Source organism: Janthinobacterium sp. EB271-G4-3-2 (assembly GCF_020858035.1).
Classification (GTDB): Bacteria; Pseudomonadota; Gammaproteobacteria; order Burkholderiales; family Burkholderiaceae_D; genus Janthinobacterium; species Janthinobacterium aestuarii.
Window position 1 is genome coordinate 310,745 of sequence record NZ_JACYMG010000002.1, and the last position, 26,807, is coordinate 337,551.

Genomic DNA, 26,807 nt, shown 5'->3' on the forward strand with positions numbered 1-26,807 from the left:
TTACGGGGCCACTGGCCGGGATAATAATAATGATCAAGAGACTGTTGGCGGTTGTTGCCTGCGCGGGCCTGCTCGCGCCGCAGGCATGGGCTGCCGAGAAAATCGAATTCTGGACCTTCAGCATGAAGCCCAAGTTCACGCCGTATTTCCATGCGGTGGTGGCGCGCTATGAGGCGCAGAATCCCGGCGTCAAGATCGAATGGATCGACTTCCCGTGGGACGTCATCCAGACCAAGCTGGTCACGCGCATCGTGGCCGGCACGCCGCCCGCGCTGGTCAGCCTGAACGTGCCCTGGGCCGACGAATTTGCGCGCGACGGCTTGCTCACACCCGTCGATGGCCTGATCAAGGAAGCGCGCGCCAGCTACATTCCCAGCGCCCTGGACGACTTGCGCTTCAAGGGCCGCACCTACGGTTTTCCCATGTACAGCAATGTCGCGGTGATCGCCTTCAATACCGCCATCTTCAAGCAGGCGGGCCTCACGCGCGGCCCCGCCAGCCTCGATGAACAGCTGGCGTACGCGCGCCAGATCGCGCAACGCACGGGCAAGGCCGGCATCGCCCCGGCCCTCTCGAAGATCGACGGCCTGTTCATGCAGCAGGGTCTGGCCGTCATCACCGACAACCGCGCCGTCTTCAATTCGCCGCAGCACGTGGCGCTGGTGCAGAAACTGGCCGACACGTACAAGGTCGGCGGCCTGTTGAAAGAAAGCCTGTTCGCCGAAGACAATTTCCCGGCCGTGATCGACGCCTACAAGGGCGGCCGCCTGGGCATGCTGCTGGCGCCGCCGACGGCCATGCAGCGCATCCGCGGCGACGCGAAAGACATCTACGCCATCACCGACGTGGCGCCCGCGCCGCTGGGCCCCACCGGCATCGCCGACGGCGGCTGGCTCGTGCACTTCGCCGTTCCGAAAGGCGTGCCTGCGCGCCAGTTGCCGTCGGTCGGCAAGTTCGCGCGCTTCCTGACGAACGACGAGAACCAGCTGGCCTTCGCGCGCCAGGCCAGCGTCTTTCCCACCACCGTGAAAGCGGCGGCCGATCCGTTTTTTCTGTCCACGCCGCAAAACGCGGGCGCGGCCGAAAAGGCGGTGGCCGCCGGCGCGCTGTCGATGGGCCACTCGCGCACCCTGTACGTGGCCGGCATCGACGACTACGACGAGCTGCGCCGCTCGCTCGTGAAGGCCGTCGAAGCCGGGGTCACGGGCAAGCAGGACGTCAAGCAGGCGCTGGACCAGGCCGTCGCCATCTGGAACCGCAAGCTGGCCACACTGCCGCGCCACTAAGGACACCATGAAACTCGCCCACCGCCACACCGTGCAAGCCTGGCTGTTCCTCGCCCCGGCCCTGCTGCTGCTGGCCGCCTTTTCCTTCTGGCCCGTCGGCTACGGCTCCGTGCTGGCGTTTACCGACTACAGCCTGATACGCGAGACGCGCTTCGTCGGCCTCGACAACTTCCGCTACATCTTCAACAACGAGATGTTCGTCTCGGGCCTGAAGAATTCGCTGATGTTTTTGCTGATGGTGCCCTTCGTGCAGGTGGGCGCCATCGTGCTGGCCGTGCTGGTAAACAACCGCCTGCCCGGCATCCGCCTGTTCCGCGCCGCCTTCTACGTGCCCGTGGTGACCACCGTTTCCGTGGTCGGCATCATGTGGGGCTTCATGTTCCACGAGCAGGGCGCGCTCAATTACGTGATGATGACGTTAAAACTGGTGAACGCGCCCGTGGGCTGGCTGTCGAACGACAGCCTGGCCCTGTTTGCCGTGATGTTCGTCACCCTGTGGCGCGGCCTGGGCTGGTACATGGTGATGTATCTGGCGGCCCTGCAATCGATACCGTCGGACATGCAGGAAGCGGCCATGCTCGATGGCGCCAACCGCTGGCAGCGCTTCTGGAAGATCACCGTGCCCATGCTGCGACCGACCATCATGCTGTGCTCCATCCTGTCCGTGCTGGCGGCGCTGAAGGCGTACCAGGAAGTCGACGTACTGACCCAGGGCGGTCCGATGAATTCCACCTTCACGGCGCTGTACTACGCGTATGACCAGGGCCTCAAACACTTGAAACTGCCGCGCGCGCTGGCGGCCAGTTTCGTCGTCTCGCTGTTCTGCATAGCCATCGCCCTGCTGTGCCTGCGCTATCTGAAACCGAAGCACCGCTAACCGGGAATGACCATGAAACTCCGTTCCCGCCCCCTGAAAACCCGCCTGCAGATACTTGGCCACTATGCCGTGCTGTGCGCCATCGCCGTCGTCTGCGTCTTCCCTTTCTGGTGGACCCTGGTGACGGCCATTTCCACGCAAGGCAATATCTTCGCTTTTCCGCCCACCTTCTGGCCGAAGGCGCCGTCCTTGGACAACTTCATCGAAGTGTTCAATGCCATCCCGATCTGGTCGTTCTTCAAGAACTCCGTGCTGATCGCCGTGTTCACCGTGTTCTGGAAACTGCTGCTGTGTTCACTGGCCGCGTATCCGCTGGCGCGCCTGAAATTCCGCGGCCGCAAACTCGTGTTCGGCCTGATCCTGGCCACCCTGGTGCTGCCGTCCGAGGTGAATTTCCTCGTCAACTTCATCACCATCACGCAAATGAGCCTGGTCGATACCTACACGGGCGTGATCCTGCCCAACGTGGTGACGGCCGTGGCCATCTTGCTGCTCAAGCAGGCGTTCGAGGAAGTGCCGCAAGACCTGATCGATGCGGCGCGTGTCGACGGCGCGTCCGAGTGGGTCATCTTCAGCCGCATCATGCTGCCGCTGATTACGCCATGGCTGGCCACCGTCGGCATCCTGACGGCCGTCGAATCGTGGAACGAATACATCTGGCCATCCATCGTCATGAGCAAACCCGATGAATTCCCCCTGTCGGTGGGCGTGCTGTACCTGCGCGGCACCTTCGGCAGCAGCACGCGCGTGATCGCGGCCGGCACCCTGATCACCATCGTGCCGACCCTGCTCGCCTTCCTGTTTACCCAACGCTTCTTCATGCGCGGCATGGACGGCGCTGTCAAATGAAAACGTCTCTCGATAAGGAAGCCTCCATGCACGACAAGCGCATCAGCATCAACAAACGCAGCCCGATCACCTGGGTGCCCACCTTGTACTTCGCCCAGGGCTTGCCGTTCTACGCCGTGGCCCTGGTGGCCGGCCTGATGTTCAAGAGCATGGGCGTGCCGAACGACCAGATCGCCCGCTGGACGGGCCTGATCGGCTTTGCCTGGGTCTTCAAGTCGCTGTGGAGCCCCTTCCTGGAACTGGCGTCGAGCAAGAAGACCATGGTGGTGCTGTTCCAGTTCGCCGGTGGCCTGAGCCTGGGCCTGATCGCGCTGGCGCTGCAGACGCCGCTGTGGTTCGCCGCCTGCATCGCCGTGCTGTTCGTCGCCGCGCTGGCCTCGTCCACGCACGACATCGTCTGCGACGGCCTGTATATCGCCAGCCTGTCAGACAAGCAGCAGGCGGCCTACGCGGGCTGGCAAGGCGCCTTCTTCAATGCGGGAAAATTCATCTCGCTGGGCGGCCTGGTGATCCTGGCCGGCTACCTGGAGAAAAAAATCGGCATCAAGCCCGCCTGGTCGGTGATCTTCCTGATCATCGGCGCCATGATGCTGTCGCTGGCCGCCTACCACCTGTGGGCGCTGCCGCAGGTGCGCAACGCGGCCGTGGCCGACAAGAGCGTGGCCGGCATCAGCCGCACCCTGTGGGACGTGCTGGTCGATTTCCTGAAAAAGCCCGGCATCTGGGGCATGATCGCCTTCATCATCCTGTTCCGCGCGGGCGAGGCGCAAGTGCAGACCATCGGCCCGCTGTTCCTGCGCGAAGCGCGCGAACTGGGGGGACTGGGCCTGTCGACGACGGAAGTGGGCGCCGTGTACGGCACGGCCGGCACCGTGGCCTTTTTGCTGGGCAGCATCGGCGGCGGCTACTTCACGTCGTGGCTGGGCCTGAAACGCGCCATGTTCTTCCTGATCCTGGCCATGAACTTGCCGAACCTGGTGTTCTACTACCTGAGCCACAGCATGCCGACCGACCTGACCCTGATCACGGCCGCGCTCAGCGTCGAGATGTTCGGCTATGGCTTCGGCTTCGTCGGCCTGATCCTGTTCATGATGCAGGTCGTCTCCGTGGGCAAGTACCAGACGGCCCACTATGCGTTCGCCACCGGCGTGATGCAGCTGGGCTTCGTGCTGTTCAAGATGATCAGCGGCGACATCCAGACGGCGCTCGGCTACAAGACCTTTTTCCTGTGGGTGCTGGTGTCGGCCGTGCCCGTATTGATCCTGTCGCGCTTCATGCGCATCGGCCCGAAGGATACCTCCGACCCATCTGACGCCGGCGCCACCTCCGCGCCGGCCAGCGCAAGCTAGGATAGAAGCACTTCATGGCACATATCGCTTTAAAGAACATCGTCAAGCTGTACGACGACAAGCACCCCGTCATCCACGGCATCGACCTCGATATCCGCGACGGCGAATTCGTCGTCTTCGTGGGACCGTCCGGCTGCGGCAAATCGACGCTGCTGCGCATGATCGCGGGGCTGGAAGACATCACGGACGGCGAGCTGCATATCGGCGGCCAGCTGGCCAACGATATCGCGCCGGCCGAGCGGGGCCTGGCCATGGTCTTCCAGAGCTACGCCCTGTACCCGCATATGACGGTGTACGAGAACATGGCCTTCGCCCTCTCCCTGGCCGGACATAAAAAGGCCGAGGTGCGCGCCGCCGTCGAGCACGCGGCCGAGATCCTGCAGATCACGCCACTGTTGAAACGCAAGCCGAAAGACCTGTCGGGCGGCCAGCGCCAGCGCGTGGCCATCGGCCGCGCCATCGTGCGCAAGCCCAAGGTCTTCCTGTTCGACGAACCGCTGTCGAACCTCGATGCATCGTTGCGCGTGCAGATGCGCGTGGAGATTTCACGCCTGCATCAGGAGCTCAAGACCACCATGATCTACGTCACGCACGACCAGGTCGAGGCCATGACCCTGGGCGAGCGCATCGTCGTCTTCAACGGCGGGCGCATAGAGCAGGTAGGCAGCCCGCACGAGCTGTACAACAACCCCGGCAACCTGTTCGTGGCCGGCTTCCTCGGCGCGCCGAAGATGAACTTCATCGCTTGCGAGGCCGTCGCCTGCGGCCCCGGTTCCGTGTCCATGCGCCTGCCCGGCGGCACCGTCATCGACGTCGAGGCCCAGGGCGATGGCGTGGCGCCGGGCGACCAGCTGACCCTGGGCGTGCGCGCCGAGCATGTCAGCCTGCGGCACGCGAACGATGCAGGCGACAACGTCGTCGACGCGGCCGTCAGCCATGTCGAATACCTGGGCGACGTGGCCGTCGTTTACGCCAGCATGCCGGGCGTGAACGAGATGCTGGCCGTCAAACTGCCGGCAGAAGAAGGCTTGCGCCACGCGGGCGACGCCATGCGCCTGCACCTGCCGCCACAGCGCTGCCTGCTGTTCGATGCCAAAGGGCAAGCCCTGGCGCGCACGTTTGCCGCACCCGCTCAGCCGTTTATGTGACAATAGCCGTTTTGTATCATGCCGCTTCTGTTTGACTTGTGCAGGCAGACTGGCAGAAATGTATTTTTTCGAGCTTCCTTGCCCCTCTGGCAATGCTACTACACGACGTTGCGGCTGCCAGTGCCGGTGCGTATTTTTGTTATTGATTGAAGGATAACCCATGTCCCAATTCCGTCTTGCCCGTCTTAGCCTGCTCCTGGCCGCCATCGGCCTCAATGTCCTGCCATCGCTGTCGCACGCGCAGGATGCCAAGCCAGCCGCCGCCGCTGCCGCCCCGGCCGATTCGGTACGCCCTGAAGTGTTCAAGCTGCTCGATCCGACCGCCGTGAAGGCATCGATGGATGCCAAAAACTACGCCGACGTGCAAAGCCGCATCGACCAGGCTGCCGCCATTCCGGCCCTGACGCCGTATGAAACGTTCGTGCTGAACCGCCTGCGCGTGGCGCTGGCGTCAACCACCAACAATGCGCCTATGGCCATGACGGCGCTGGAAGCGGTCATCGAATCAGGCAAGCTGGACAAGAAATCGGAAGGCGACTTCATCCAGGCGCTGGCCAACTACCACTACAACGCCAAAGATTACCCGAACGCCATCAAATGGTTCACCCGTTACCAGACGGCAACCGGCGACGTGGCCACCGTGCGTCCCTACATCATCCGCGCCTATTACTTCAGCAATGATTTCGCGCGCGCGAAACAGGAACTGATGGCGGACGTGACGGCCAAGCAGCAAGCGGGCAAGACGCCGACCATCGAAGAACTGCAATTGCTGGCCAACACGGGCTCGAAAAGCAAGGATCCGGCCACCTACCTGATCGCCATGGAAAACCTGGTGCGCTACTACCCGTCGGACGACTACTGGAGCGACCTGCTGGGCCGCTTGCAAGGCAAGGCCGGCTATTCCGACCGCTTCGCGCTCGACGTGCTGCGCCTGCAATTCAAGGCCGTGGGCACCATGCCGCCGCAAGATTACAGCGACATGGCTGAAATCGCCTTGCAAAACGCCTTCCCGACGGAAGCGAAAAAAGTCCTCGACGCGGGCTTTGCCAAAGGCGTGCTGGGCACGGGCGCGAGTGCCGCCAAGCACAAGAAGCTGCGTGACCAGGCCAGCAAGGCCGCCGCGGACGATGCGAAGAACATCGCCAGCGGCGAAGCATCGGCCATGAAGAGCAAGGATGGCACGGGCTTGATCAACCTCGGTTACGCCTTCGTGACGATGGACCAGTTCGACAAAGGTATCGACCTGATCGAGAAAGGCATCGCCAAGGGCGGCCTGAAGCGTCCAGAAGACGCCAAGCTGCGCCTCGGTTATTCCTACGCCATGGCTGGCAAGAAAGACGATGCCATCAAGGTTCTGGAAACGGTCAAGGGCGGCGACGGCGTGGGCGACCTGGCCCGCTACTGGATCCTGTGGCTGAACCGTCCTGCCACGGCAGCGGCGGCACCGGCAGCAGCGGCACAGTAATTCCTGTTCCCGCCAGCATGCGCAAGGCAGTTCCCGGCTCACGCCGGGGCTGCTTTTTTTTCGACCTTTTTCATTCTTCCATGCCGCCAGCCACTGTCGCCACTGCCACCGCCGCCGAACGCTTGACCAGCCTGGACGCCTTCCGCGGCTGCGTGATCGTCATCATGATCTGGGTCAACTACCTGGCCGGCATGCCCGGCATTGCCTGGTGGCTCGAACATGCGGGTCCCCGCGCCGACGGCATCACCATGCCAGACCTGGTCTTTCCCGGCTTTCTGTTCATGGTCGGCATGGCCATACCGCTGGCCTTGCAGCGCCATTGCGGCCACGTCACGCCAGCCTTGCTGGGGCGCCTGCTGTGGCGCTCCGCCAGCCTGATGCTGGCCGGCGTCGTGCTGGCCAACGCCTACCGCTACGATGCGCAGGCGGCGCCGCTGCCACAGGCTTTGTACTTCCTGCTGTTTTATGGGGCGATGATACTGCTGTGGCGCCAGGGCGCGGGCAAGCTGGAGCTGGCAATGGGCGGCATCCTGATGCTGTTCCTGCTGGCGACGTTCCGCGGCGAACTGAACGCGGAATTTTCCAGCACCTGGCTGCAACCGTCGTGGTGGGGCATCCTCGGCATGATAGGCTGGTCCTATTTGCTGTGCAGCTTGCTGTACCTGGCGTGCCGGGGCAGCGGCACGGCCCTGATGGGCATGTTTGCCCTGCTGCTCGCGCTGTACATGGGCGGCACGGCGGGCAGCCTCGATTTCCTGCCGGCAGGCATCAACGCTTTCGTCAACGTGCCGCAAGTGCTCGGTTCGACGGCGGCCAACGTGCTGGCCGGCACCCTGGTGGGCCAGCTGTTCCTGCGCGGCGCCGCCCTGAGCCATGGGCAGCGCGTCCGCTTCATGGCGTGGTTCGCGCTGGGCCTGTTCGCGGCCGGCATGCTGCTGCGGCCGTATCACCACATCAACAAGATCGCGGCGACGGAATCCTACACGCTCGTGTGCAGCGCCCTCATCCTGGCGCTGTTCCTCGTGTTTTACATCGTCATCGACGTGTGGCGCTGGCGCGCCTGGGCCGTGGTGCTCTTGCCGGCCGGCACCAACGCCCTGTTCGCCTACATCGTGCCCGACCTGTGGCAGCAACTGGCGGCCGTGCTGCACTTGCCGCCCGTCTGGTGGCCGTATTGGGAGACGGGCGGCGCTGCCGGCCTGTGGAACGCGGCCGCCGTCACCGCCCTGATGCTGCTGTTGACGGCCGTGGCCACGCGCTACGGCCTGAAATTGAAATTCTAGACCTTGATGTAGATCTTGCGCTTGTCCATGGCGTAGGCGATCAGCCAGCACAGCAGCATGAAGCTGACGGCAAACAGCAAGGAGCCCACGCGCGCCGGCGCCCAGCCCGTGAACCAGTGCTGGTACAGCGACTGGTACAGATTGCCGCCGCCGGTACGCACGGTAAACGCAATGATCACCAGCACTTCCGACACGAGGTAAATGAACAGGGTGTTCTTGCCGAAGACTTCAAAAAAGTAGGTCCAGCCCGTGATCTTGCGCACGTCGATGACGAACATCAGCAGCGCCAGCAGCAGCAAGTCCAGGCCGATACCGAGCATCACGTAAGAGCTGGTCCACAGCTTCTTGTTGATCGGGAATACCTCGTTCCAGCACAGGGCCACGGCCACGCAGATGACGCCGGCCACCACCAGCCGATACAGCGCGGCACGCAGCTGCGCCGGCGCCGCCTGGCGCACGAAGCTGCCCGCCAGGTAGCCGGCAATCACATTGACGATAGCCGGCAAGGTGCCGAGCACGCCTTCCGGATCGAAGGCGATGCCTTCGCCGTGGTACAGATGGCTGTCGCCCAGCAAGATCAAATCGAGCTTGGCCGGCGCATTGCCATGCAAGCTGTAGTCGCCCCAAGCCGCGAGGATGGCCCAGTAGCCGAGCAAGGCACAGGCGCTGAAGACGAGCGCGCCCCGTGTCTTCCAGTAATGGAGGATCAGGGCGGCGGCCAGGTAGCACACGGCGATGCGCTGCAGCACGCCGGGAATGCGCGTGTGCGACAGCGGCGACCAGGCGAACTGGCCCGCATCATCGATCTTGAAGAAGGGAAACCAGTACAGCAGGAAGCCCAGCAAAAAGATCAGCGCGCTGCGCTGGCACAGCCTGGCCAGCACGGCGCCATGGCCGAGATTTTCATATCTATTCAGCGCAAAGGCCAGCGCATTGCCGACGACAAACAGAAAGCTGGGAAAGACGAGGTCCGTGAGGGTAAAACCATGCCATTCGGCATGCAGAAACGGCGCATACACGCTGCCCCAGTCGCCAGGGGTATTGACGACGATCATCAGGGCGACGGTCAGGCCGCGCAGGACGTCGAGGGCGAGGTAGCGCTGGTTCATGGCTGCGCCCCTTTCAGGATGGGCGCCAGGGCCGTGCCCAGCACATGCTGCGCATCGCCGCTCAATTCCCAGAACATGCCACCGCGCAAACCCTTGTCGCGGATATAGCGCACTTTATGGCCTAGCGATTGCGCATCTTCGTAGCTGATGAAGACGCCGCTGTCGCGGTTGTACAGATACGGTACTTGCGACGCGGCATTCCAATGGCGCTGGAAGCCGCGCGCGCCCTTGCCATCGGCCAGGTAGCCGTGTTCGATCAGGTGCCGGTAAGTGAAGGTCGGCGTACCGTCATTACCGCTGGCCGCGCCCTGGCAAGGCTGGTACAGGCCATCGCCGCGGGGACCGGCGGCGCACTGTTTCCAGCCATAGCCATAGAAGGGCACGCCCAGCACCAGCTTGTCAGCAGGCACGCCGGCGCGCAGGAAAAGCGTCACGGTGGCGTCCGCATGCAAAGCCTTGTCGCGCTGCGGATCGGCCGGGTCGGCATACAAGGGCGCCAGCTGGCCATTCCCGGCATCCCACACGCCGCGGTAGTCATACGTCATCAGGTTGATCCAGTCCAGCTGCGCCGCCAGGCGGGCCATCCAGCCGGGCGCGGCATCGCTGTCGTCGCTCAGGCTGGCATGCGCGCCGGCGGCAATGGTGATCAGGTAATGGCGGCCAGCGGCTTGCTTGCCTGCCTGGTCGAAGGCGCTGCGCAGTTCGCTAGCCAGACGCACATAGTTTTCCTTGTCGTCGCTACGGTGGCAGACCTTGCCTTCGATACAGGGGATTCCCCCCGTGGCCGGATGCTCCCAGTCGATATCGATCCCGTCGAGACCGTGCCGGCGCACGAGCTCCAGCGCGGAAGCGATGAACGCCCGGCGCGCGGACGGCGTGGCGGCCACGTCTGAAAAACGGTTCGACCAGATCCAGCCGCCCACTGACAGCAGGACACGCAGCCGTGGACTATCTTGCTTGAGCGCGTTGAGCCTGCGCAAGTTGTCGGTATCGGCTTGCGGCGCCGGCAGCACGATGCTGCCATTGGCCGGCCGGGACGGCTGGCCCTGCGCATCCAGGCAAGCGCTCACGCCGCCGCCGTCGGGTGCCGGGTTGCCATGTTCGCCATCCCAGCAGATGTCGGCGAACGCATACTGGATCAGGCTGACATTGCCGGCGCGAATATTGTGTTCGTTAACGGGAAAATCGGCCGATTTCCAGCCGGGATAGTAGGCGACCACTTCCGGCGAGAAGACCGGTGCGGCGGGAGCGGCGGAGGCGGCCAGCGGCAGCGCGCAGGCGAAGCAAGCCAGCATTGCATGTAATGTCATCGGAGGTATTCCACCATGTAAAGAAAAGCATCTTGCAATAAAAAAAATGGCGGAGCCAGCTGCGCTCCGCCATTGTCATGCCATCCCGGGTGTCCGCCGGGGGGCATCAACTACATAAAACGTCTTACATCTTGCCTTGCAGTGCCAGGTAGATCTGACGGCCGTTCTTGTAGAACGCGCCTGGCATGTCATCCGAACCAGGGGTCTTGATGGTCGAACGCGACAGTGGATTGTTCAGGTCCTTGCCGTCCAGGGTGATGGCCAGGTTCTCCGTCAGCTGGTAGGCGATCGATGCGGACAGGCCGCCGATGCCAGCCTGGTAGGCGGCGCTGCGGCGCGAGGTGCCGTTCAGGAATTCCGAACGGTAGCTGTACGTCAGGCGTGCGCTGAACTTGTCGTTCTCGAAGAACGCGCCAATGTTATACGCGTTTTTCGAGGTGCCGATCATCGTGCATTCGCCGAAATCACCGCATGGCGAACCCTTGACGTTGCCCGTTTCCTTGCCATCGGTATAGGTGTAGTTGGCGTTCACACCGAAGCCTCCCGGCAACGCTTGTACATACGACAGTTCCAGGCCCTTGACTTCCGCCGTGGTATTGGTTGGCGTGCCAACTTCATACTGGGTGAACTTGTTCTGCAACTGGTTGTAGAACGTCGTCACACCCTTGCCGTAGGTCACATAGCCATCGAGCGACGAGTAGAAGATGCCAGCCGAAACCATAGATTTCGGCGCGAAGTACCATTCCACGCCGATGTCGGCGTTGTTCGAGCGGATAGGACGCAGGTTAGGATTGCCGGCGTTGCCGTCGAGCTGGTTGTCGCGCAGATCCAGGCCGGCCATCATGCCCAGTTCAGGACGGGCCATGGTGCGGCTGATGCCGAAACGGCCGATGATATCCTTCGTCACATCCAGGCGGAAGTTGGCGCTAGGCAAGAAATCATTGTACGTGTTGGTGTAGTTCTTGATTTCGTACTGGGCAGCCGGGTTCAGCTCATAGCGGTTGACGTCTTCCTTGGTGTGCACATAACGCACGCCGAAGTTACCCGACAGGCCTTCCGTGCCGAAGTTCGCCATCGCGTACACCGACTGGGTCGGTTCCTTGATGTTGAACTCGGATTGGCGCAGGTTGCCCTGGTACGTGGCGTTATCCTTGAGCCACTTGTTGACGCTCGCTTGCGAGAACGTCCAGTAGCCGGCGCCGTTCACGCCCAGGTCCTTGAAGTTGCTTGGGAACGAGGTCAGGCCATCCATCGGCAGATTGGCGGTGACGCCCAGCGAAGGCTTGGCGACGATGCCGATGGCGGTCAGGTCACGCTTGTGTTCCGCGACGCGGGCACCGAATTCCACCGACGAGATCGCTGGCAAGTCCAGTTTCAGGATACCGTCGATCTGGCCATAGGTTTCCTTGTCGTTCGCGGTGACGTGCGAACCGTAGGTGTAAGGCGTTGCCTGACGGCCGCCGATCGAGAACTTGTTCGCGCCCGGGGTATCGTAGATCACGCCATGGCTGGCGCCGTTCTGGGTGTAGCCGCCGCCCGTCCAAGGCATCCAAACGCCCAGCGCGCCGCTTTCCGTGTTGCCGACGCCCTTGGTCGTGCCGACTTTACCCGAGAAGGTCAGACGGTCGTTGACGCGGTATTTGGCATCGATATTGAAGAAGTCGGACTTGCTTTCCGCCACAGGACGGCTGAACTCTTCCTGCACGGCACTGGAATAGCCGGCGCAGACGGCGCCGCAATTGGCTGGCACGGTGGTGTGCAGGCCCGTGACGATACCGCCCTTGTAGGTGCCGCTGACGTTGCCGACAGGGTAACCACCCTTGCTGCCCGTTTCCAGGCCTACGGTCTGGATGAAGTTATGGTTGATGTTCGGCGCATCGAGTTCGGAATGGAACAGGGTGAAGTCCAGGGTCAGCGCGCTGGTCGGCTTGATTTGCACGTCGATCAGGCCGCCCTTGCGGGTGCGTTCCTGTTCGAACCAGGCGGTGCCGCCCATGTAGTTGACGCGGCCGCCGGCCGAACCTGGCAAGGCGCCAGCGACTGCCGAATCCGCGGCAACGCCGTCATACCAGACGCCATTTTCCTGGCCGACACGGCTCAGTTTGCGCTTCTGATAGAAGCCCTGCACCATCACACCCATGGTGTTGGCATCGTTCTTCCAGTTCAGCATGCCGCTTACTTGCGGATCTTTCTTGCCCGAGTTGGACGAGTACACGGCGCCCAGGCTGACCTGGCCCGTAATTTGTTTCTTGAAGTCCAGCGGTTTGCGCGATTCGATATCGATCACGCCTTGCGCGCCGCCTTCCAGCAGGTTCGCTTGCGAACCTTTATGCACGGTGACGCGGCCGATCAGTTCGGATGGGAACAGCGAGAAGCTGACGCTGCGGCCGCCGCCAATGATGTTGTCGGCAAACCAGTCGCCGCTGCTGACCGAGTGGCCATTGAAGGTGGTCAGGGTCAGGCCGAACGGTGTGCCGCGCAGTGCCACGCGGTCATTCTCGCCAAAGCTGCCTTCGTTGCCGCCCGCAGCGGCGACGCTGACGCCTGGCACGCGTTGCAGCGAGTCGGCGATATTTTTGTCAGGCATCTTGCCCACGTCTTCAGCCGTGATCACTTCGACCAGGCTGTCGGAATTGCGTTTTTGGTTCAAGGATTGTTGCAGCGATGCGCGGATACCCGTCACGACGACGGTCTGGCCTTCATCAACTTCAGCCGTTGCCGCCGGCTTGGCTGTCACGGCTTCCTGCGCATGCGCCGAGAAACTCGCACCTGCCATCAACATAGCCACAGCAGCGGCGATAGGCGTCAAATTGCGTGCTGCAGAGCTAGCTGTCAAATTGCGTTTCATGTACTCCCCCTTGATTTAGGCCCCAGGATTGGAACCTTTTCATTTTTAACGTAGGTCTTCTTTCCAGCCCGCCCACTCTCGCGGCATGCTGCAGACCCTTCGGCACAACCACTTACAAAACCAATTCAACGCCAATATACTACTATCCAATACCAGAACACTACCAGTTGCAACTTTTTTTTTATAACGTTGTTTGAATCACACAGACCACTTCACCGAAATCAATTTGTAGCCCGTATGGGCGGGTTAAATAACAGCGGGACCACGCATAAATTGCCGGCCTGATAATTCAAATTGGTTTTACAACGGTCTTTTTTGGTATTATCCAGCGACACAAAACAGATACAGAGCGCGTCTGCAACGCGCCGTAACGGAGACCCTCAGCGTATGACAACCCTGGCTCACATCATGCAAGGCCTGGGGCAGACGAGTAGCCTGCCCCTGTACCAGCAACTGCAGCGCGCGCTGCGCGAAGCGATCGACAAGCGCATCCTCGGCCCCGACGAAGCCCTGCCGGCCGAGCGCCAGCTGGCCAGCGACCTGGCCGTTTCGCGCATCACCGTGCGCAAGGCCATCGATGGCCTCGTCAACGAGGGCTTGCTGGTGCGCCGCCCCGGCTCGGGCAATTTCATCAATACGCGCATCGAGAAAAACTTCGCCAAGCTGACCTCGTTTTCCGAAGACATGCGGGCGCGCGGACGCACGCCGCGCAGCGTGTGGCTCAAGCGCGCAGAGGGCACCGTGACGCCGGAAGAGGCCTTGCGGCTGCGGCTGTCGCCGGGCGCGCCCGTGTACCGCTTCCACCGCATCCGCTATGCGGACGAGGTGCCGATGTGCCTGGAATATGCGACCATCGTCGCCAGTTGCCTGCCGGCGCTCGACGCCGTCGACGTATCGATGTACGACGCGCTGGAACAGGCGGGCAACCGGCCCGTGCGCGCCTTGCAGCGGCTGAGCGCGCTTTTATTGACGGGGGAGCAGGCCAGCCTGCTGCAGGCGGAGGAAGGCGATGCGGGCTTGTCGGTGGAAAGGCTGGGCTTTTTGCGCGACGGCCGCGCCGTGGAATTTTGCCGCTCCTACTTCCGCGGCGATATGTATGACTTCGTGGCTGAATTAAGTACCAATTAATACCAGCCGCTCCATTTCACGAATACCAGATAACACCATTTATTGCGGTGCAATATATATGCCGGCATCGCGTTTCAATATGCACGGCAATGGTGCAATCACCGGCGGCGATTATGTGGCGGCCTGCGCGGGAATATAAAAGAAGGCCGCGCAATGCGGTTTTGCGCATTGCAGCAAAACGTGGCCTTATGCATCAAGAAGCAGGGCCGGCGCGGCGGCCCACGCACAGCAAAATCACACCCAGCGCCACGCACAGCCAGCCGAACAGCGGCCCCAGCCACCCGGCCCAGGTGGCGATGGGCGGGTGCGCCGGCAGCGGCGCCAGCAAGGTGCTGCCCGGCATGGCGCTGCTGGCGCGCTCCGCCAGCACGCGGCCATACGCATCGCTGACCGTCAGCACGCCCTCGCGTGCCGCGCGCAGCACCGCATAACCGTTTTCCACGCCGCGCACGACCGTCATGCGCGCGCCCATCCAGTCGTCGAGCTGGAAGTCCCAGGCCGGCACCAGCATCGTTTGCGCCCCGGCCGCGCCATACGCGTGCCCCAGGGGCGCGAAATGCATATCTTTACAGATGGCCAGGCCCATGGCTAGACCCGCCACCGGCTGCACGGCATACGCGCTGCCGGCAAGAAACTCGCGCTCGGGCGGCGCCAGATGATGTTTTTGATAGCTGACGGGCGCGGCGCCATCGGGCGCGAACAACCAGGCCAGGTTGCGCCGGCCGGCAGCGTCCTGCACGCCAACACCCACGGTGATCCACGCGCCCGTGCCGCGCGCCAGCGCCTGGAAACGCTGCCGCACGGCATCCGCCTGCGCAGGGGCCAGCACCGCTATCTTTTCCGGCATCAGCACCAGCCTGGCACCCTGCCCGGCCAACTGTTCGACGTGGCGCGCGTACTGGTCCCAGATGGCTTGCGCGCGCGCCGGCGGCGTGGCCGGGCCGATAAAGTCATCGATGGCCACCAGCCCCGCCAGCGGCCCGCCAGATACCGGGGCGCCGTGCACGCGCCAGGCGCCACCGGCGAATGCGGCCGCCAGCAGCAACCCGGTCACGCCCGCCGCTGGCGCATACGCGCGGCCTCCCGCCAGCAGCAAGGCCAGCGCGGAGGGCGCCAGGCACAGCAAAAACAGCAGGCCAGGCACGCCCGCCAGGGCCACCACCTGCAGCACGGCAAGGTTATCCGCTTGCGAATACGCGAGGCTGCCCCAGTTACCGTCCGGCAGCAAGGCCGCCATCAGCGTATCGATGGCCACCCACAGCACGGGATACGCCAGCACCGTCCAGCTTGCCCGATAGCGCAGCACGAGGCGCCGCGTGGCCAGCACCACCAGCAGCCACAGCAGCGCCTTGACGGTGATCGCGGCCAGCACGGCCGGCAAGGGCATCAGCAGGCGGAAATAGGCAACGTTGGCTGACAAGCCCAGCATGGCGGCCAGCAACGTCATCCAGGCCGCATCGCGGCGCGACGAACGCAGGGCCAGCCACAACACAGGCAGCGTCGCGCACCAGGCCAGCGGGCCCAGCGGCTGCGGCCCCAGCACCCAGTACAAAGGCAGGCCGGCCGCCAGCGCGGCGGCAATTTGCAACAGGCGCTGGCGCAGCGCGGCGCCACCGGCGAACAGGGCTGGCGCAGACAAGGTATTGAACATGCTCATGCTTTCAAGGGGAGCCAGATTTCCACGCCACCAACACCGCTGGCGGGATCGAATTGCCGGTCGTAGCGCTCGAAGTCGGGCGCGTCGGCCACTTACAGCCCCGACTGGGGCAGCCATTCGTTCCACACCGTGCGCCAGGTGGCGCGAATGGTGGAAATATGCCCGCAGTGATGAAACACGGCATAGCGCTGCGGGGCGATGCGCAGCCGCGTCCAGCCATCGGGTGCCTGGGAAAAGTCACTGACCGGCATGGCGCACAGGTAATCGAAATTGCCCGCGTCGTCATTGTTGCAGCACACGCCATACACCAGCTGGCCGGGCACCACATGGGGCAGGAAGCGCTGCCACAGGGCGGGGATGCCGGCGGCCGTTTCTGCGCGATAGCGTTCGACGAGTCCCGCCACCAGCAAGGCGGGGCCCTGCTCGAAACGGGGCGGCGCCAAAGGCACACCTGGCGCCACATCCATTTTGAGGGCGTCCACCAGCGCGAGGTTGGCGACGTGGCGCTGGGCCCGCACCTTTTCCGGCGTGACATGGAACTGGTCGCGGAAGGCCCGCGTAAATGCTTCATGGGAACTATAGCCTGCTTCCAGGGCGACGGCGAGGATGTCTTGCGCGCCTTGGGCCAGCGCGTGCGCCGCCTCGCTGAGCCGGCGCGCCCGCACATAGCGCATCACGGAGTGGCCCGTGGCCAGGCCAAACGCACGCGTCAGGTGGTACGGCGAGGCGCCGCCCACGCGGGCGATGTCACCGAGCGAGAGATTCTGCGCATAATGCGATTCGATATACCAGAGTGCCTTGGCCAGAGTGTGCATGAACGCTTCCCGTTGAACGAGCAGCGACTGTAGCATTTTCGAGTAACGGGGATTTGATTGGAATTGCGCAATGCGGACTTATTTGCGCGTGCGCTTTTCATGTACGAGCTGGCCGCTGCTGATGCGCGCCAGCTCGGCCATCTCTTCGGCCAGGAAGGCCAGCAGGTCGTCGATGCTGACGACGCCCGAGAGCGCGCCCAGGCTGTTGACCACAGGCAGGCGGCGGATGCCGTTGACGCGCATGCGTTCGATGATGTCATAGACGTCTTCTTCTTCGCTGGCGGTGAGCAGCTGCGCGCTCATGATGTCGCCCACCAGCAGGCTGGCCGGATCGAGGCCCAGAGCGATGACGGAAATGACGATGTCGCGGTCGGTGAGGATGCCGATGGGCACGCGTTCGCCGTTTGGCTGTTCGGCCACGATCAGGTCGCCCACATGGTGCTGGCGCATCAGCAGCGCCGCGTCCTGCACGCTGGTGTCACGCTGGCAATGGATGGTGTGCAGGGTACAGATGTCGCCGATACGCATGTCGCCACTCCGTTTGAGACAGAGTGTCCACGCTACGCCAGCCCGCCGTGGCGGGTTTGAGGCACATCAATTGAAACGACTTATTTTTCTTCGGGGGGCGGCAGGAAGCAGGCTTCGACGATTTGCAGGTCGTTATCCTTGGCAAATTCGCGCACGAAGTGAAACGCCATCGGCTCGATCTCGCGCAGCTTGGTGTTGACCACCACCGACTTGACGCCATTGACGACGGTCGGGCGCACGTAGGGAGAATACTGGAGGTGCGCGTTGCGCCCGCCGCCTTCGGGATTGAAACAGGACATCACTCCACAAAGGCGCTCGGCCCAATCGCTGGGTCGGAATTGCTTGCCATTGCTGGTGAGACCAAGGATGAAGAACTCGTCTGAGAGTTCCCCTGTTTTTTGAGATAACTCGGCCATGTGGCTTGTCGGGACTGGATTGCGTGAATGGCCCCGGCGGGTAGGCCGGGCTGGTAATTCAACTACGTTTGCTGCGGTAAGCCAGTATTATATCTTATAGAAGACTTGGGTTCTACCTCGATCTGCCCTGACGATGCAAACAGGGGCCGGCACGCATCACGCGCCAGCCCCTATTTTAACCTTGTTCCACGCGCAAGGCGCATGGATGGCGCGTGTGCGCCCGCGTCAGCCGAGGAAAACGGCGCCCGACATCAGCAACAACAGCAGCATCCACAGCAGCAAGGCGCGCCAGACGAGGCCCACCGTGCTCTGCAAGGCGCGCGCACCCGGCTCTTCGCCAGGCAGGATATCGCTTTCGCTGTCGCTGTCATCGACGGCCATGTCCGGCGTGACGAGCACGCGGGCCGCCGTTTCCGCCGGCGTGCCCAGGCGTACGCCCATGGCGCCGCCGCCAGCCGTCAGGATGATGCCGATGGCCTCGTCCTGCCAGCGCTGGGCGAAATTGCGCCAGGCGTAGATGGCGTCCTCGAAATTGCCGACCACGGCAAACGCCACGGCCGTCAGGCGCACGGGGATCCAGTCGATCCAGTAGAAAGCGCGCGCGGCGAACTGGCCGAACGCTTCATTGCGCATGTGCTCGGGCTCGTTCCAGGCGCGCGCCAGGTATTCGGCCACGCGGTACATCACGGCGCAGGCAGGGCCCAGCGGCATGAGGAACCAGAAGAACACGCCAAACACGTTGCGGTGCGTGGTGACCAGGGCTTTTTCCACGGCGATGCGGGCGATTTCGCTCGCTTCCATGCCCACCGTGTCGAGCTTGGTCCACTCGGCCAGCAAGGTGCGGGCGGTCGCCTCGTCGCCGGCGCTCAGGGCCAGCTGGATGGACGTAAAGTAATGGCTGTAGTGACGGAAGCCCAGGGTCAGGTAGACGATGAGGACGTTCCAGGCAAAGGCCAGCAGGGTCAGCTGATAATGCTGCAGCAGCCAGTAAATGCCTGCCGTCGGCACCATCAGCACGCCGATCATGAGGAACCAGCCCATGCGGCCATGGTTGGCGTGGCCGGCATTGAACCAGGTCTCCATGCGCATTGCCAGGCTCTTGATTTCGGCGTAGATCGGATTGTCCGCGCGCAAAGGTTTGAGCTGCTCGATCAGCAATGCGCAAAGTATGGAGAGAAATGTCATCAAACGTCCTTTTTGTCTTTTTCAGCAATACCGCAATGCCCGCTACGATAGCGCAGTGCAGTGCTGGAATCAAACTTATTACGTGCGGGACGCCATTTTACGCGCGCAAGAGGTGAAACAGATTGCGCAGCATGCCGGCGGTGGCGCCCCAGATGTAGAAGCGCTCGTACGGCATGGCGTAGAACGAGCGCCGTCCGCCGGGCAATTCCACCGACAGGCGTTGATGGTTGAGGCCATCCATGAGGAAAGCCAGCGGCACTTCGAAGATTTCCGCCACTTCCGACGGGTCGGCGCGCAGCTCGAACGGCGGCGTCACGAGGCCCGCCACGGGCGTGACCTGGTAGCCGGTGCCCGTCAGGTATTCGGGCAGGCAACCGAGCACTTCGATGTGCTCGCGCGCCAGGCCCACTTCTTCTTCCGTTTCACGCAAGGCCGTGGCGATGGGCGACGCATCGAAGGCTTCGCTGCGCCCGCCGGGAAAGCTGACCTGCCCCGCATGGCTGCTCAGGTGGTCCGTGCGCATGGTCAGCAAGATGGTCAAGCCTTGCGGGCGTTGCACGAGGGGAATGAGTACGGCGGCGCGCACGGGTACGGCGCGGGCGGAAAGGAAATCCTGGGTAATCTCGGGCTGCCAGTCGGGCTGTTCTGCCAGGCGCTGGCGCAGCCAGTCCGGCGTCAGGCGCACGGCGTCCAGCGCCGCCTCGCCGGCGATCGAATCGATGGCGAGTTGTTTGGGATCAAATGCGATGGTGGCCATTGCCCCTCCCTCATGATTAAAAGCACCTGGCAAAAGCGTCGCGAGCGGAAGGAAGAGGTAGCCGAGACGCGTAACCGTGCTCTAGCACGGTGAGCATCGCAGGCTGCCTATACCGACGCGTAGCAGGTTTTGCCAGGTGTCACCATAAAAAAAGGGGCACCAATACGGCACCCCTTTTCCCAACGCAGACGCTGATATTACGCGCTTGCTTTCGCCACAACGCGGCGATTTGGCAATTTTTCTTTGATACGCGCCGATTTACCCGAACGCTCACGCAGATAGTACAGCTTGGCGCGGCGAACATCACCACGGCGTTTCACTTCGATCGAAGCGATCAGCGGCGAGTACAGTTGGAACGTACGCTCAACGCCTTCGCCGGACGAGATCTTGCGAACGATGAAGTTCGAGTTCAGGCCACGGTTACGACGGGAGATAACGACGCCTTCGTAAGCCTGGGCGCGCTTGCGCGTACCTTCGACTACGTTGACGCTGACGATAACGGTATCGCCTGGTGCGAATTCAGGAATGGTTTTACCCAGACGAGCAATTTCTTCCTGCTCTAATTGTTGAATCAAGTCCATTTTTAACACTCCGAAAACCATCATGCCGGCGCACTGTGGATAGCAAGTATCCGCCCGGTAGAGGATGGGTAACACAATATGGGCAACATGCCCGGCACTACTGGCCACCCTGCCACCGTCCGGAGACGGCTTACAGGCTGGCCAAGAATTTTTCGTCGGTCTTGCTGAGCAAGCCGGCGGCGCGTGCACCGACCAAGAGGTCAGGCCGCTTTGTCGCGGTCGCTTCCAGCATGCGCTGGCGGCGCCACTTGACGATCTCGGCATGATTGCCACCCATCAAGACGGGCGGCACGGCCATGCCTTCATATGTTTCCGGCCGCGTGTAGTGCGGCGAATCGAGCAAGCCATTGACGAAGCTGTCCTCGATGGCCGATGCCTCGGTGTTCAAGACACCCGGCAACAAACGGATCACCGCATCCAGCAGCGCCATGGCAGGCAATTCACCGCCCGACAGGACGAAGTCGCCGACGCTGATTTCCTCGTCGACGCAACGGTCCAGCAAACGCTGGTCCACGGCTTCATAGCGGCCACACAGAATCACCAAACCAGGTTCGGCTTTCAGCTGCGTGACGCGCTCGTGCGTCAACGGACGGCCTTGCGGCGACATGAACACCACGCGGGGCGCCGCCAGTCCCAATGCGGTCTGGCGCTGCTTCGCGGCATTAATTGTCGCTTCGAGGGGACGGGCCATCATCACCATGCCGGGGCCGCCGCCATACGGGCGGTCATCCACGGTACGGTGATTGTCGGTCGTGAAATCACGGGGATTCCACAGCGACAAGCCACACTTCCCCTGCTCGAAGGCGCGCCGGGTCACACCCGACTGCGTCAGCGCGGCAAACATTTCCGGGAACAGGGTCACGACATCAAATTGCATCGCTCACCATCCTGCAAAGTTTGCCCGGCGCAAAGTTAAGCGCAGGCGGTTTAATAATCGAGGCCCCAGTCGACCGTGATCTTGTTGGCAGCCTTGTCAACGTTAATGACAAACTGGCCAACAAACGGGATCAGGCGCTCAGGCGCCTTTTCAACGGTCTCATCGGCAGTGGCGACGGGCGTAACGCGCAAGATCGACTGCGGACCATTGCTCATCATGTCATGCACTGTGCCGAGGCACTCGCCTTGCAAATTCTCGACTGTCAGTCCGATCAGATCGGACCAATAAAATTCATCGGCCGTCAGCGTCGGGAAATGGCTACGCGGAATTTGCACAGAGACGCCTTTCAGCGCTTCCGCGGCATCCCGCCCGACCACACCCACCAGCTGGGCCACGACGTCGCCGCCGTGTAACTTCGCTTGCCTGACTTGAACATCATGCAAGGTCGGTTTATCAAACCACCAGGTTTTGACGCTTAATAATGCATCCGCGTCGTCGGAGAAAGGAGTGATCCTGACTCCGCCAGCAATGCCATAAGCACCGGAGACATAGCCTACCTGTACCAGGTCATCGGGGACTTTCACCCCGGATGCAGTCTTGACCGTCAAACCAGTGATCTAATTAAGCTGCTGCTTTGTTGTTGCTGGCTACCAGGCGAGCAACGGTTGGCGACAATTGTGCGCCAACGCCTTGCCAGTAGGCCAGACGGTCTGCGGTGATACGCAGTGGAACTTCGCCACCTTGCGCCATCGGGTTGTAAAAACCGATACGCTCAATGAAGCGACCATCGCGGCGATTGCGCGAATCAGTAGCGACGATGTTGAAGAACGGGCGCTTCTTGGCGCCTCCACGAGCTAAACGAATAACGACCATAATATTTCCAAAAAGTGTGCTGAGGCGGAAAAAGCCGCAAATTATAGCGCGCTTTACCGCCAGGCAGCAAGCGTTATGATGACGGGCGTGTAATTTGGGCTAATCAAACATTATGACCAGTCATGGCCGAAGACGCAATAGGCGCGTGCGTGTATCGTGCCGCCGATGCCACGCCCAGGCGGCGGCGGCACGCGTCGGCATCGCCTGAACACGGCACGAAAGTGCTATCGTTGCGGCAGGGAATGACCGATACTGACAATCTTTACCGATGAGCAACTCTGGAGTCCCATGACCACCGCCACCATTTTGCAACAGTCGCACAAGAACAAGGCATTCACCAGCCTGCTGGCCTTTTTGCTGGGATGCCTGGGCGCCCACCGCTTCTACCTGCACGGCGCCAAGGACCGCTGGGGCTGGCTACACCTGGCCGCCCTGCCCGCCAGCTTGCTGCTGCGCCAGCTGTTTCCCGAGGCCGACTGGTTTTACCAAATATTGCCGCTGACCCTGTCCGCGCTGGGCGGCTTCCTGGAAGCGCTGGTGCTGGGCCTGATGCCGGACGACAAATGGGATGCGCGCTACAACGCCGCCTCCGGCCGCGTGTCGGACACGGGCTGGCCCCTGGCCGTCGTGCTGGTCGCTACCTTGATGCTAGGCGCGGGCGTGCTGATCGCCACCATGGCGCGCCTGTTCGACTTGCTGTACACAGGCGGCGCCTACGGTTAATTTCCATGCGGCAACCACCGCCATCAAGGTACGCCACACGCACATGTAAGTGTTGGTAAGCAATCATGATTTTCCTCTATACTGCATTCACAATGCCGACATTACTGGTTCATTTAACACCCCCTAGGAGAAGATCATGATTCGTCGCCCACTCATCCTCGCAGTCGCCGTCACGGCACTGTTCAGCACCTCCGCTTTCGCGCAAAACCTGTCGCCGAAGGCGCAATACGCGTACGACACGAAGCAAGCCAGCACCCGCTATGCGGACGACAAGAAATTGTGCGCAGAAGAAACCAGCTCGAAAGCCCGCATGCAATGCCTGCGCGACGCCAAGGGCGAATACGACCAGGCCATCATCAACGCCAAGGCCGCGCAAAAGGCGGGCAATTCCTACGCCAGCCAGCCTTCCAAGCAGCAACATCAGATCTGCGCCGAGTGCGGCAAGGTGCTGGCAGTCAACGTCACTGAAAAAGCGGGCGAAGGCGGCGCCCTGGGCATGATCGGCGGCGGCGTGGCCGGCGCCTTGCTGGGCCGCCAGGTCGGCGGCGGACGCGGCAAGGACCTGGCCACCCTGGCCGGCGCCGCTGGCGGCGCTTACGCAGGCAAGCAAGTCGAAGGCCACATGAAGAACGCCAAGACGTGGACCGTCACCGTGCAATACGAAACGGGCGCCAAGGCCGATTTCGCATTTGACCAGGACCCTGGCCTGGCGGCTGGCGACTTGGTACGTAACTCGGGCAACGGCATCGCCCGCCGCTAAGAACGCAGAGTAAATCTGGGGTCAGACCCGGCGGGTCTGACCCCGGCATTTGTCTTTGTGGTTAAAAAAAGCGCTGGAGAGCGATCTCCAGCGCTTTTTTTGCATTCAGCCGGCTCCCGCCGGCCCGGCGTCAACTTAAAACTGCTCTTCCGACAGCGCCATCACGCCGGCGCTGCCGTCGATGATGGTGGCGCGCAAGCCTGGCGCTTGCGACAGGATGTGGTCGGCAAAGAAGCGGGCCGTGGCGATTTTCGCCTTGTAGAACGCGGCGTCGCCGCTGCCCTCGCCCAGCTTTTGCTGCGCCACCACGGCCGCGCGCGCCATCTGCCAGCCGCCCAGCACGATGCCGGCCAGCTTCAGATACGGCACGCTGCCCGCAAACACGGCCTTGATGTCCGTCTTCATGTTCGCCACCACATACTCGACCACGGCTTCCAGCGCGGCGCTGCCTTCGGCCAGGTGGCGCTGCATGGCCTGGAAGTCGGCGCCCGTCAGCTCGCCCAGCTGTGCTTCCGTGGCGCGCACCTGGGCGATGATGGCTTTCGCCACGGCGCCGCCGTCGCGCACCGTCTTGCGGCCCACGAGGTCGTTCGCCTGGATGGCCGTCGTACCTTCGTAGATGGTGAGAATCTTGGCGTCGCGGTAATGCTGGGCGGCGCCCGTTTCTTCGATGAAACCCATGCCGCCATGCACTTGCACGCCGTCGCGCGTGACGTCCTGCGACATTTCCGTGGCCCAGCCCTTGATCACGGGCACCAGGTATTCATAGGTGGCCAGGCTTTCCGCGCGCACGTCCGCGTCCGGATGGTGGTGCGCCACGTCGCTGATGGCCGCGCCCACGTAGGCCAGCGCGCGCGCCGCCTCCGTTTGCGAACGCATGGACATCAGCATGCGGCGCACGTCCGGGTGGTGAATGATGGAAACGGGACCAGGCGAACCGGCCAGGTCGCGCGACTGCACGCGGTCCTTGGCGAACGCCACGGCCTGCTGGTAAGCGCGCTCGGCCAGGCCGATGCCCTGCAAGCCGACGCCGAAGCGGGCCGCGTTCATCATGATGAACATGTACTCGAGGCCGCGGTTTTCCTCGCCCACCAGGGTGCCGATGGCGCCGCCGTGGTCGCCGAAATGCAGCACGGCTGTCGGGCTGGCCTTGATGCCCAGCTTGTGCTCGATGGAGACGCAGTGCGCGTCGTTGCGCGCGCCCAGGCTGCCGTCGGCATTGACGAGGAACTTCGGCACGATGAACAGCGAGATGCCTTTCACGCCGGCGGGCGCGTCCGGCGTGCGGGCCAGCACCAGGTGGACGATGTTTTCCGCCATGTCGTGCTCGCCGTACGTGATGAAAATCTTCGTGCCGAATACTTTATAGGTGCCGTCTTCCTGCGGCACGGCGCGCGTGCGCACGGCGGCCAGGTCGGAACCGGCCTGCGGCTCCGTCAGATTCATGGTGCCCGTCCACTTGCCGGAGACCAGGTTCTCCAGATAGACGGCCTTTTGCTCGTCGCTGCCGGCCGTCAGCAGCGCTTCGATGGCGCCGTCCGACAGCAGGGCCACGAGGGCGAACGAAATGCTGGCCGAGTTGAGCATTTCGATGCACGGCGTGGCCAGGAGCTTGGGCAAGCCCTGGCCGCCGAACTCGGTCGGATGCTGCACGCCCTGCCAGCCCGCTTCGCCGTAGGCCTTGAACGCTTCCTTGAAGCCTTTCGAGGTAGTCACTTGCCCGTCGTGCCAGAAGCTCGGCTCCTTGTCGCTGGGGCCGTTCAAAGGGGCCACCACGCCGCCGCAGAACTTGGCGTTCTCTTCCAGCACGGCTTCGGCCGTGTCGGGCGTGGCGTCTTCGCAGCCCGGTAATGTGTGAATTTCGGCCAGGCCGGCCAGTTCGTTCATCACGAACAACATGTCTTTCAGCGGGGCTTGATAGCTCATCTTCTTTTCTCCAAGAAAAAAGCCACGCGCGGCTCGCCGTGTGGGGCGGGCCGGCGTGGCTTTGTCAGTAACAAAACCGGAAGGGGTGTGACTTAACCCAGTTCTTTGACCAGTTGCGGCACGATCTCGAACAGATCGCCCACGATGCCGTAGTCGGCCACGGCAAAGATCGGCGCTTCCGGATCCTTGTTGATGGCGACGATGGTTTTCGAGTCTTTCATGCCGGCCAGATGCTGGATCGCGCCCGAGATACCGACGGCGATGTACAGCGATGGCGCGACGATCTTGCCCGTCTGGCCCACTTGCCAGTCGTTCGGCACGAAGCCGGCGTCGACGGCGGCGCGCGAAGCACCCATGGCGGCGCCCAGCTTGTCGGCCAGCGGTTCCAGGATGTGGAAGTTCTCGGCCGAACCCATGCCACGGCCGCCCGACACGATGATTTTCGCGGCGGTCAGTTCAGGACGGTCGGACTTGGCCAGTTCGCGGCCCACGAAGGCCGATTTGCCGGCATCGGCAACGGCGACGACGGTTTCGGTGGCAGCCGAACCGCCGGTGGCGGCAGCGGCGTCGAAACCGGTCGTGCGCACGGTGATGACCTTGATCTTGTCGCCAGATTGCACGGTAGCAATCGCGTTACCGGCGTAGATCGGGCGCTCGAAGGTGTCAGGGGAATCGACCTTGGTGATTTCCGAGATTTGCGCCACGTCCAGCTTGGCGGCCACGCGCGGCAGGATGTTCTTGCCGTAGGCGGTGGCTGGCGCCAGGATGTGGCTGTAGTTGCCGGCGATGGCCAGCACTTGCTCGGCCACGTTTTCGGCCAGGCCGTCGGCAAAGTATGGCGCGTCGGCCACGATGACTTTCGTCACGCCGGCGATTTGCGCGGCGGCAGCGGCGGCAGCCGATGCGTTCGAACCTGCGACCAGCACGTGCACGTCGCCGCCGCACTGGGCAGCCGCGGTCACGGTGTGGTGGGTGCTGCCCTTTAAGGTAGCGTTGTCGTGTTCAGCAATAACTAATGCGACCATGATATGTCCTGTAATTGTTCTGGATAGACGGC

The 26,807-nt window shown here is 62.7% G+C and carries 24 protein-coding genes and 1 pseudogene; 10 read left to right on the top strand and 15 right to left on the bottom strand.

All coding sequences use genetic code 11. The features are described from left to right. Positions 1 to 29 precede the first annotated feature (29 nt). From IGS55_RS06510 to IGS55_RS06540, 7 genes are all read left to right on the top strand, one after another. A complete protein-coding gene (locus tag IGS55_RS06510; protein ID WP_230515560.1) occupies positions 30 to 1,286 on the top strand; it encodes an ABC transporter substrate-binding protein in 1,257 nt (418 codons plus the stop codon). 7 nt (positions 1,287 to 1,293) lie between these two features. Next, positions 1,294 to 2,163 (top strand): carbohydrate ABC transporter permease, encoded by an 870-nt coding sequence (locus tag IGS55_RS06515; RefSeq protein WP_230515561.1) that lies wholly within the window; start codon positions 1,294 to 1,296, stop codon positions 2,161 to 2,163. Positions 2,164 to 2,175: 12 nt separating this feature from the next. Continuing rightward, positions 2,176 to 3,012, top strand: coding sequence for a carbohydrate ABC transporter permease (locus tag IGS55_RS06520; protein WP_230515562.1), 837 nt, complete (start codon positions 2,176 to 2,178; stop codon positions 3,010 to 3,012). 26 nt (positions 3,013 to 3,038) lie between these two features. Beyond that, the gene (locus IGS55_RS06525) at positions 3,039 to 4,361 is read left to right on the top strand and encodes an MFS transporter (protein ID WP_230515563.1); all 1,323 of its coding nucleotides are present in this window, start codon (positions 3,039 to 3,041) and stop codon (positions 4,359 to 4,361) included. Positions 4,362 to 4,375: 14 nt separating this feature from the next. Beyond that, positions 4,376 to 5,509, top strand: coding sequence for an ABC transporter ATP-binding protein (locus tag IGS55_RS06530; protein WP_230515564.1), 1,134 nt, complete (start codon positions 4,376 to 4,378; stop codon positions 5,507 to 5,509). Positions 5,510 to 5,669: 160 nt separating this feature from the next. After that, the gene (locus IGS55_RS06535; protein WP_230515565.1) at positions 5,670 to 6,974 is read left to right on the top strand and encodes a tetratricopeptide repeat protein; all 1,305 of its coding nucleotides are present in this window, start codon (positions 5,670 to 5,672) and stop codon (positions 6,972 to 6,974) included. Between the two features lie 80 nt (positions 6,975 to 7,054). Next, positions 7,055 to 8,257, top strand: a complete 1,203-nt coding sequence (locus IGS55_RS06540; protein ID WP_230515566.1) for a DUF5009 domain-containing protein — start codon at positions 7,055 to 7,057, stop codon at positions 8,255 to 8,257. On the opposite strand, the gene IGS55_RS06545 is transcribed toward IGS55_RS06540, so the two are convergent. The 3 genes from IGS55_RS06545 to IGS55_RS06555 form a co-directional block, all read right to left on the bottom strand. Then, positions 8,254 to 9,366, bottom strand: a complete 1,113-nt coding sequence (locus tag IGS55_RS06545; protein WP_230515567.1) for an acyltransferase family protein — start codon at positions 9,364 to 9,366, stop codon at positions 8,254 to 8,256. The genes IGS55_RS06540 and IGS55_RS06545 overlap by 4 nt on opposite strands. Next, on the bottom strand, positions 9,363 to 10,676 hold the full coding sequence (locus IGS55_RS06550) for a glycoside hydrolase family 18 protein (RefSeq protein ID WP_230515568.1): 1,314 nt from the start codon (positions 10,674 to 10,676) through the stop codon (positions 9,363 to 9,365). Before IGS55_RS06550 ends, IGS55_RS06545 begins: the two co-directional genes overlap by 4 nt. A 124-nt stretch (positions 10,677 to 10,800) precedes the next feature. Continuing rightward, positions 10,801 to 13,452, bottom strand: a complete 2,652-nt coding sequence (locus IGS55_RS06555; RefSeq protein WP_230515569.1) for a TonB-dependent receptor — start codon at positions 13,450 to 13,452, stop codon at positions 10,801 to 10,803. Between the two features lie 459 nt (positions 13,453 to 13,911). On the opposite strand from IGS55_RS06555, the gene IGS55_RS06560 reads away from it, so the two are divergent. Then, on the top strand, positions 13,912 to 14,652 hold the full coding sequence (locus IGS55_RS06560) for a GntR family transcriptional regulator (RefSeq protein ID WP_034759852.1): 741 nt from the start codon (positions 13,912 to 13,914) through the stop codon (positions 14,650 to 14,652). A gap of 193 nt (positions 14,653 to 14,845) precedes the next feature. Here IGS55_RS06560 and IGS55_RS06565 read toward each other — a convergent pair whose 3' ends face one another. The 10 genes and pseudogenes from IGS55_RS06565 to rpsP form a co-directional block, all read right to left on the bottom strand. Next, positions 14,846 to 16,309: a carbon-nitrogen hydrolase family protein gene (locus tag IGS55_RS06565; RefSeq protein WP_230515570.1), complete on the bottom strand. Its 1,464-nt coding sequence runs from the start codon at positions 16,307 to 16,309 to the stop codon at positions 14,846 to 14,848. After that, a pseudogene (locus IGS55_RS06570) lies at positions 16,306 to 17,124 on the bottom strand (AraC family transcriptional regulator). Before IGS55_RS06570 ends, IGS55_RS06565 begins: the two are co-directional and overlap by 4 nt. A gap of 78 nt (positions 17,125 to 17,202) precedes the next feature. Continuing rightward, positions 17,203 to 17,652: a CBS domain-containing protein gene (locus IGS55_RS06575; RefSeq protein WP_230515572.1), complete on the bottom strand. Its 450-nt coding sequence runs from the start codon at positions 17,650 to 17,652 to the stop codon at positions 17,203 to 17,205. Positions 17,653 to 17,732: 80 nt separating this feature from the next. Further along, positions 17,733 to 18,068 carry a DUF3579 domain-containing protein gene (locus IGS55_RS06580; RefSeq protein ID WP_029496213.1) on the bottom strand — a complete coding sequence of 112 codons (336 nt, stop codon included), beginning with the start codon at positions 18,066 to 18,068 and terminating at the stop codon, positions 17,733 to 17,735. 225 nt (positions 18,069 to 18,293) lie between these two features. Next, entirely contained in the window at positions 18,294 to 19,253 is a 960-nt protein-coding gene (locus IGS55_RS06585; protein ID WP_034759859.1) for a CobD/CbiB family protein, read from the bottom strand. A 97-nt stretch (positions 19,254 to 19,350) separates the two neighbouring features. Further along, complete coding sequence (locus IGS55_RS06590) at positions 19,351 to 20,010, bottom strand: CoA pyrophosphatase (protein ID WP_230515573.1); 660 nt, start codon at positions 20,008 to 20,010, stop codon at positions 19,351 to 19,353. Between the two features lie 197 nt (positions 20,011 to 20,207). Then, positions 20,208 to 20,591 carry a 50S ribosomal protein L19 gene (gene rplS, locus IGS55_RS06595; RefSeq protein ID WP_010395528.1) on the bottom strand — a complete coding sequence of 128 codons (384 nt, stop codon included), beginning with the start codon at positions 20,589 to 20,591 and terminating at the stop codon, positions 20,208 to 20,210. A gap of 130 nt (positions 20,592 to 20,721) precedes the next feature. Next, complete coding sequence (trmD, locus tag IGS55_RS06600; protein ID WP_230515574.1) at positions 20,722 to 21,468, bottom strand: tRNA (guanosine(37)-N1)-methyltransferase TrmD; 747 nt, start codon at positions 21,466 to 21,468, stop codon at positions 20,722 to 20,724. 50 nt (positions 21,469 to 21,518) lie between these two features. Beyond that, positions 21,519 to 22,076 carry a ribosome maturation factor RimM gene (gene rimM / locus IGS55_RS06605; RefSeq protein ID WP_058051091.1) on the bottom strand — a complete coding sequence of 186 codons (558 nt, stop codon included), beginning with the start codon at positions 22,074 to 22,076 and terminating at the stop codon, positions 21,519 to 21,521. Between the two features lie 13 nt (positions 22,077 to 22,089). Further along, the gene (gene rpsP / locus IGS55_RS06610; protein ID WP_010395524.1) at positions 22,090 to 22,341 is read right to left on the bottom strand and encodes a 30S ribosomal protein S16; all 252 of its coding nucleotides are present in this window, start codon (positions 22,339 to 22,341) and stop codon (positions 22,090 to 22,092) included. A 288-nt stretch (positions 22,342 to 22,629) separates the two neighbouring features. Between rpsP and IGS55_RS06615 the strand changes: the two genes are divergently transcribed. Both IGS55_RS06615 and IGS55_RS06620 read left to right on the top strand, forming a co-directional pair. After that, positions 22,630 to 23,064, top strand: a complete 435-nt coding sequence (locus tag IGS55_RS06615; RefSeq protein ID WP_230515575.1) for an NINE protein — start codon at positions 22,630 to 22,632, stop codon at positions 23,062 to 23,064. Positions 23,065 to 23,200: 136 nt separating this feature from the next. Continuing rightward, the gene (locus tag IGS55_RS06620; protein WP_230515576.1) at positions 23,201 to 23,824 is read left to right on the top strand and encodes a glycine zipper 2TM domain-containing protein; all 624 of its coding nucleotides are present in this window, start codon (positions 23,201 to 23,203) and stop codon (positions 23,822 to 23,824) included. Positions 23,825 to 23,959: 135 nt separating this feature from the next. Here IGS55_RS06620 and IGS55_RS06625 read toward each other — a convergent pair whose 3' ends face one another. Both IGS55_RS06625 and IGS55_RS06630 read right to left on the bottom strand, forming a co-directional pair. Further along, positions 23,960 to 25,750 (bottom strand): acyl-CoA dehydrogenase, encoded by a 1,791-nt coding sequence (locus tag IGS55_RS06625; protein WP_230515577.1) that lies wholly within the window; start codon positions 25,748 to 25,750, stop codon positions 23,960 to 23,962. 92 nt (positions 25,751 to 25,842) lie between these two features. Beyond that, positions 25,843 to 26,775: an electron transfer flavoprotein subunit alpha/FixB family protein gene (locus IGS55_RS06630; RefSeq protein ID WP_230515578.1), complete on the bottom strand. Its 933-nt coding sequence runs from the start codon at positions 26,773 to 26,775 to the stop codon at positions 25,843 to 25,845. Between the last annotated feature and the right edge of the window lie 32 nt (positions 26,776 to 26,807).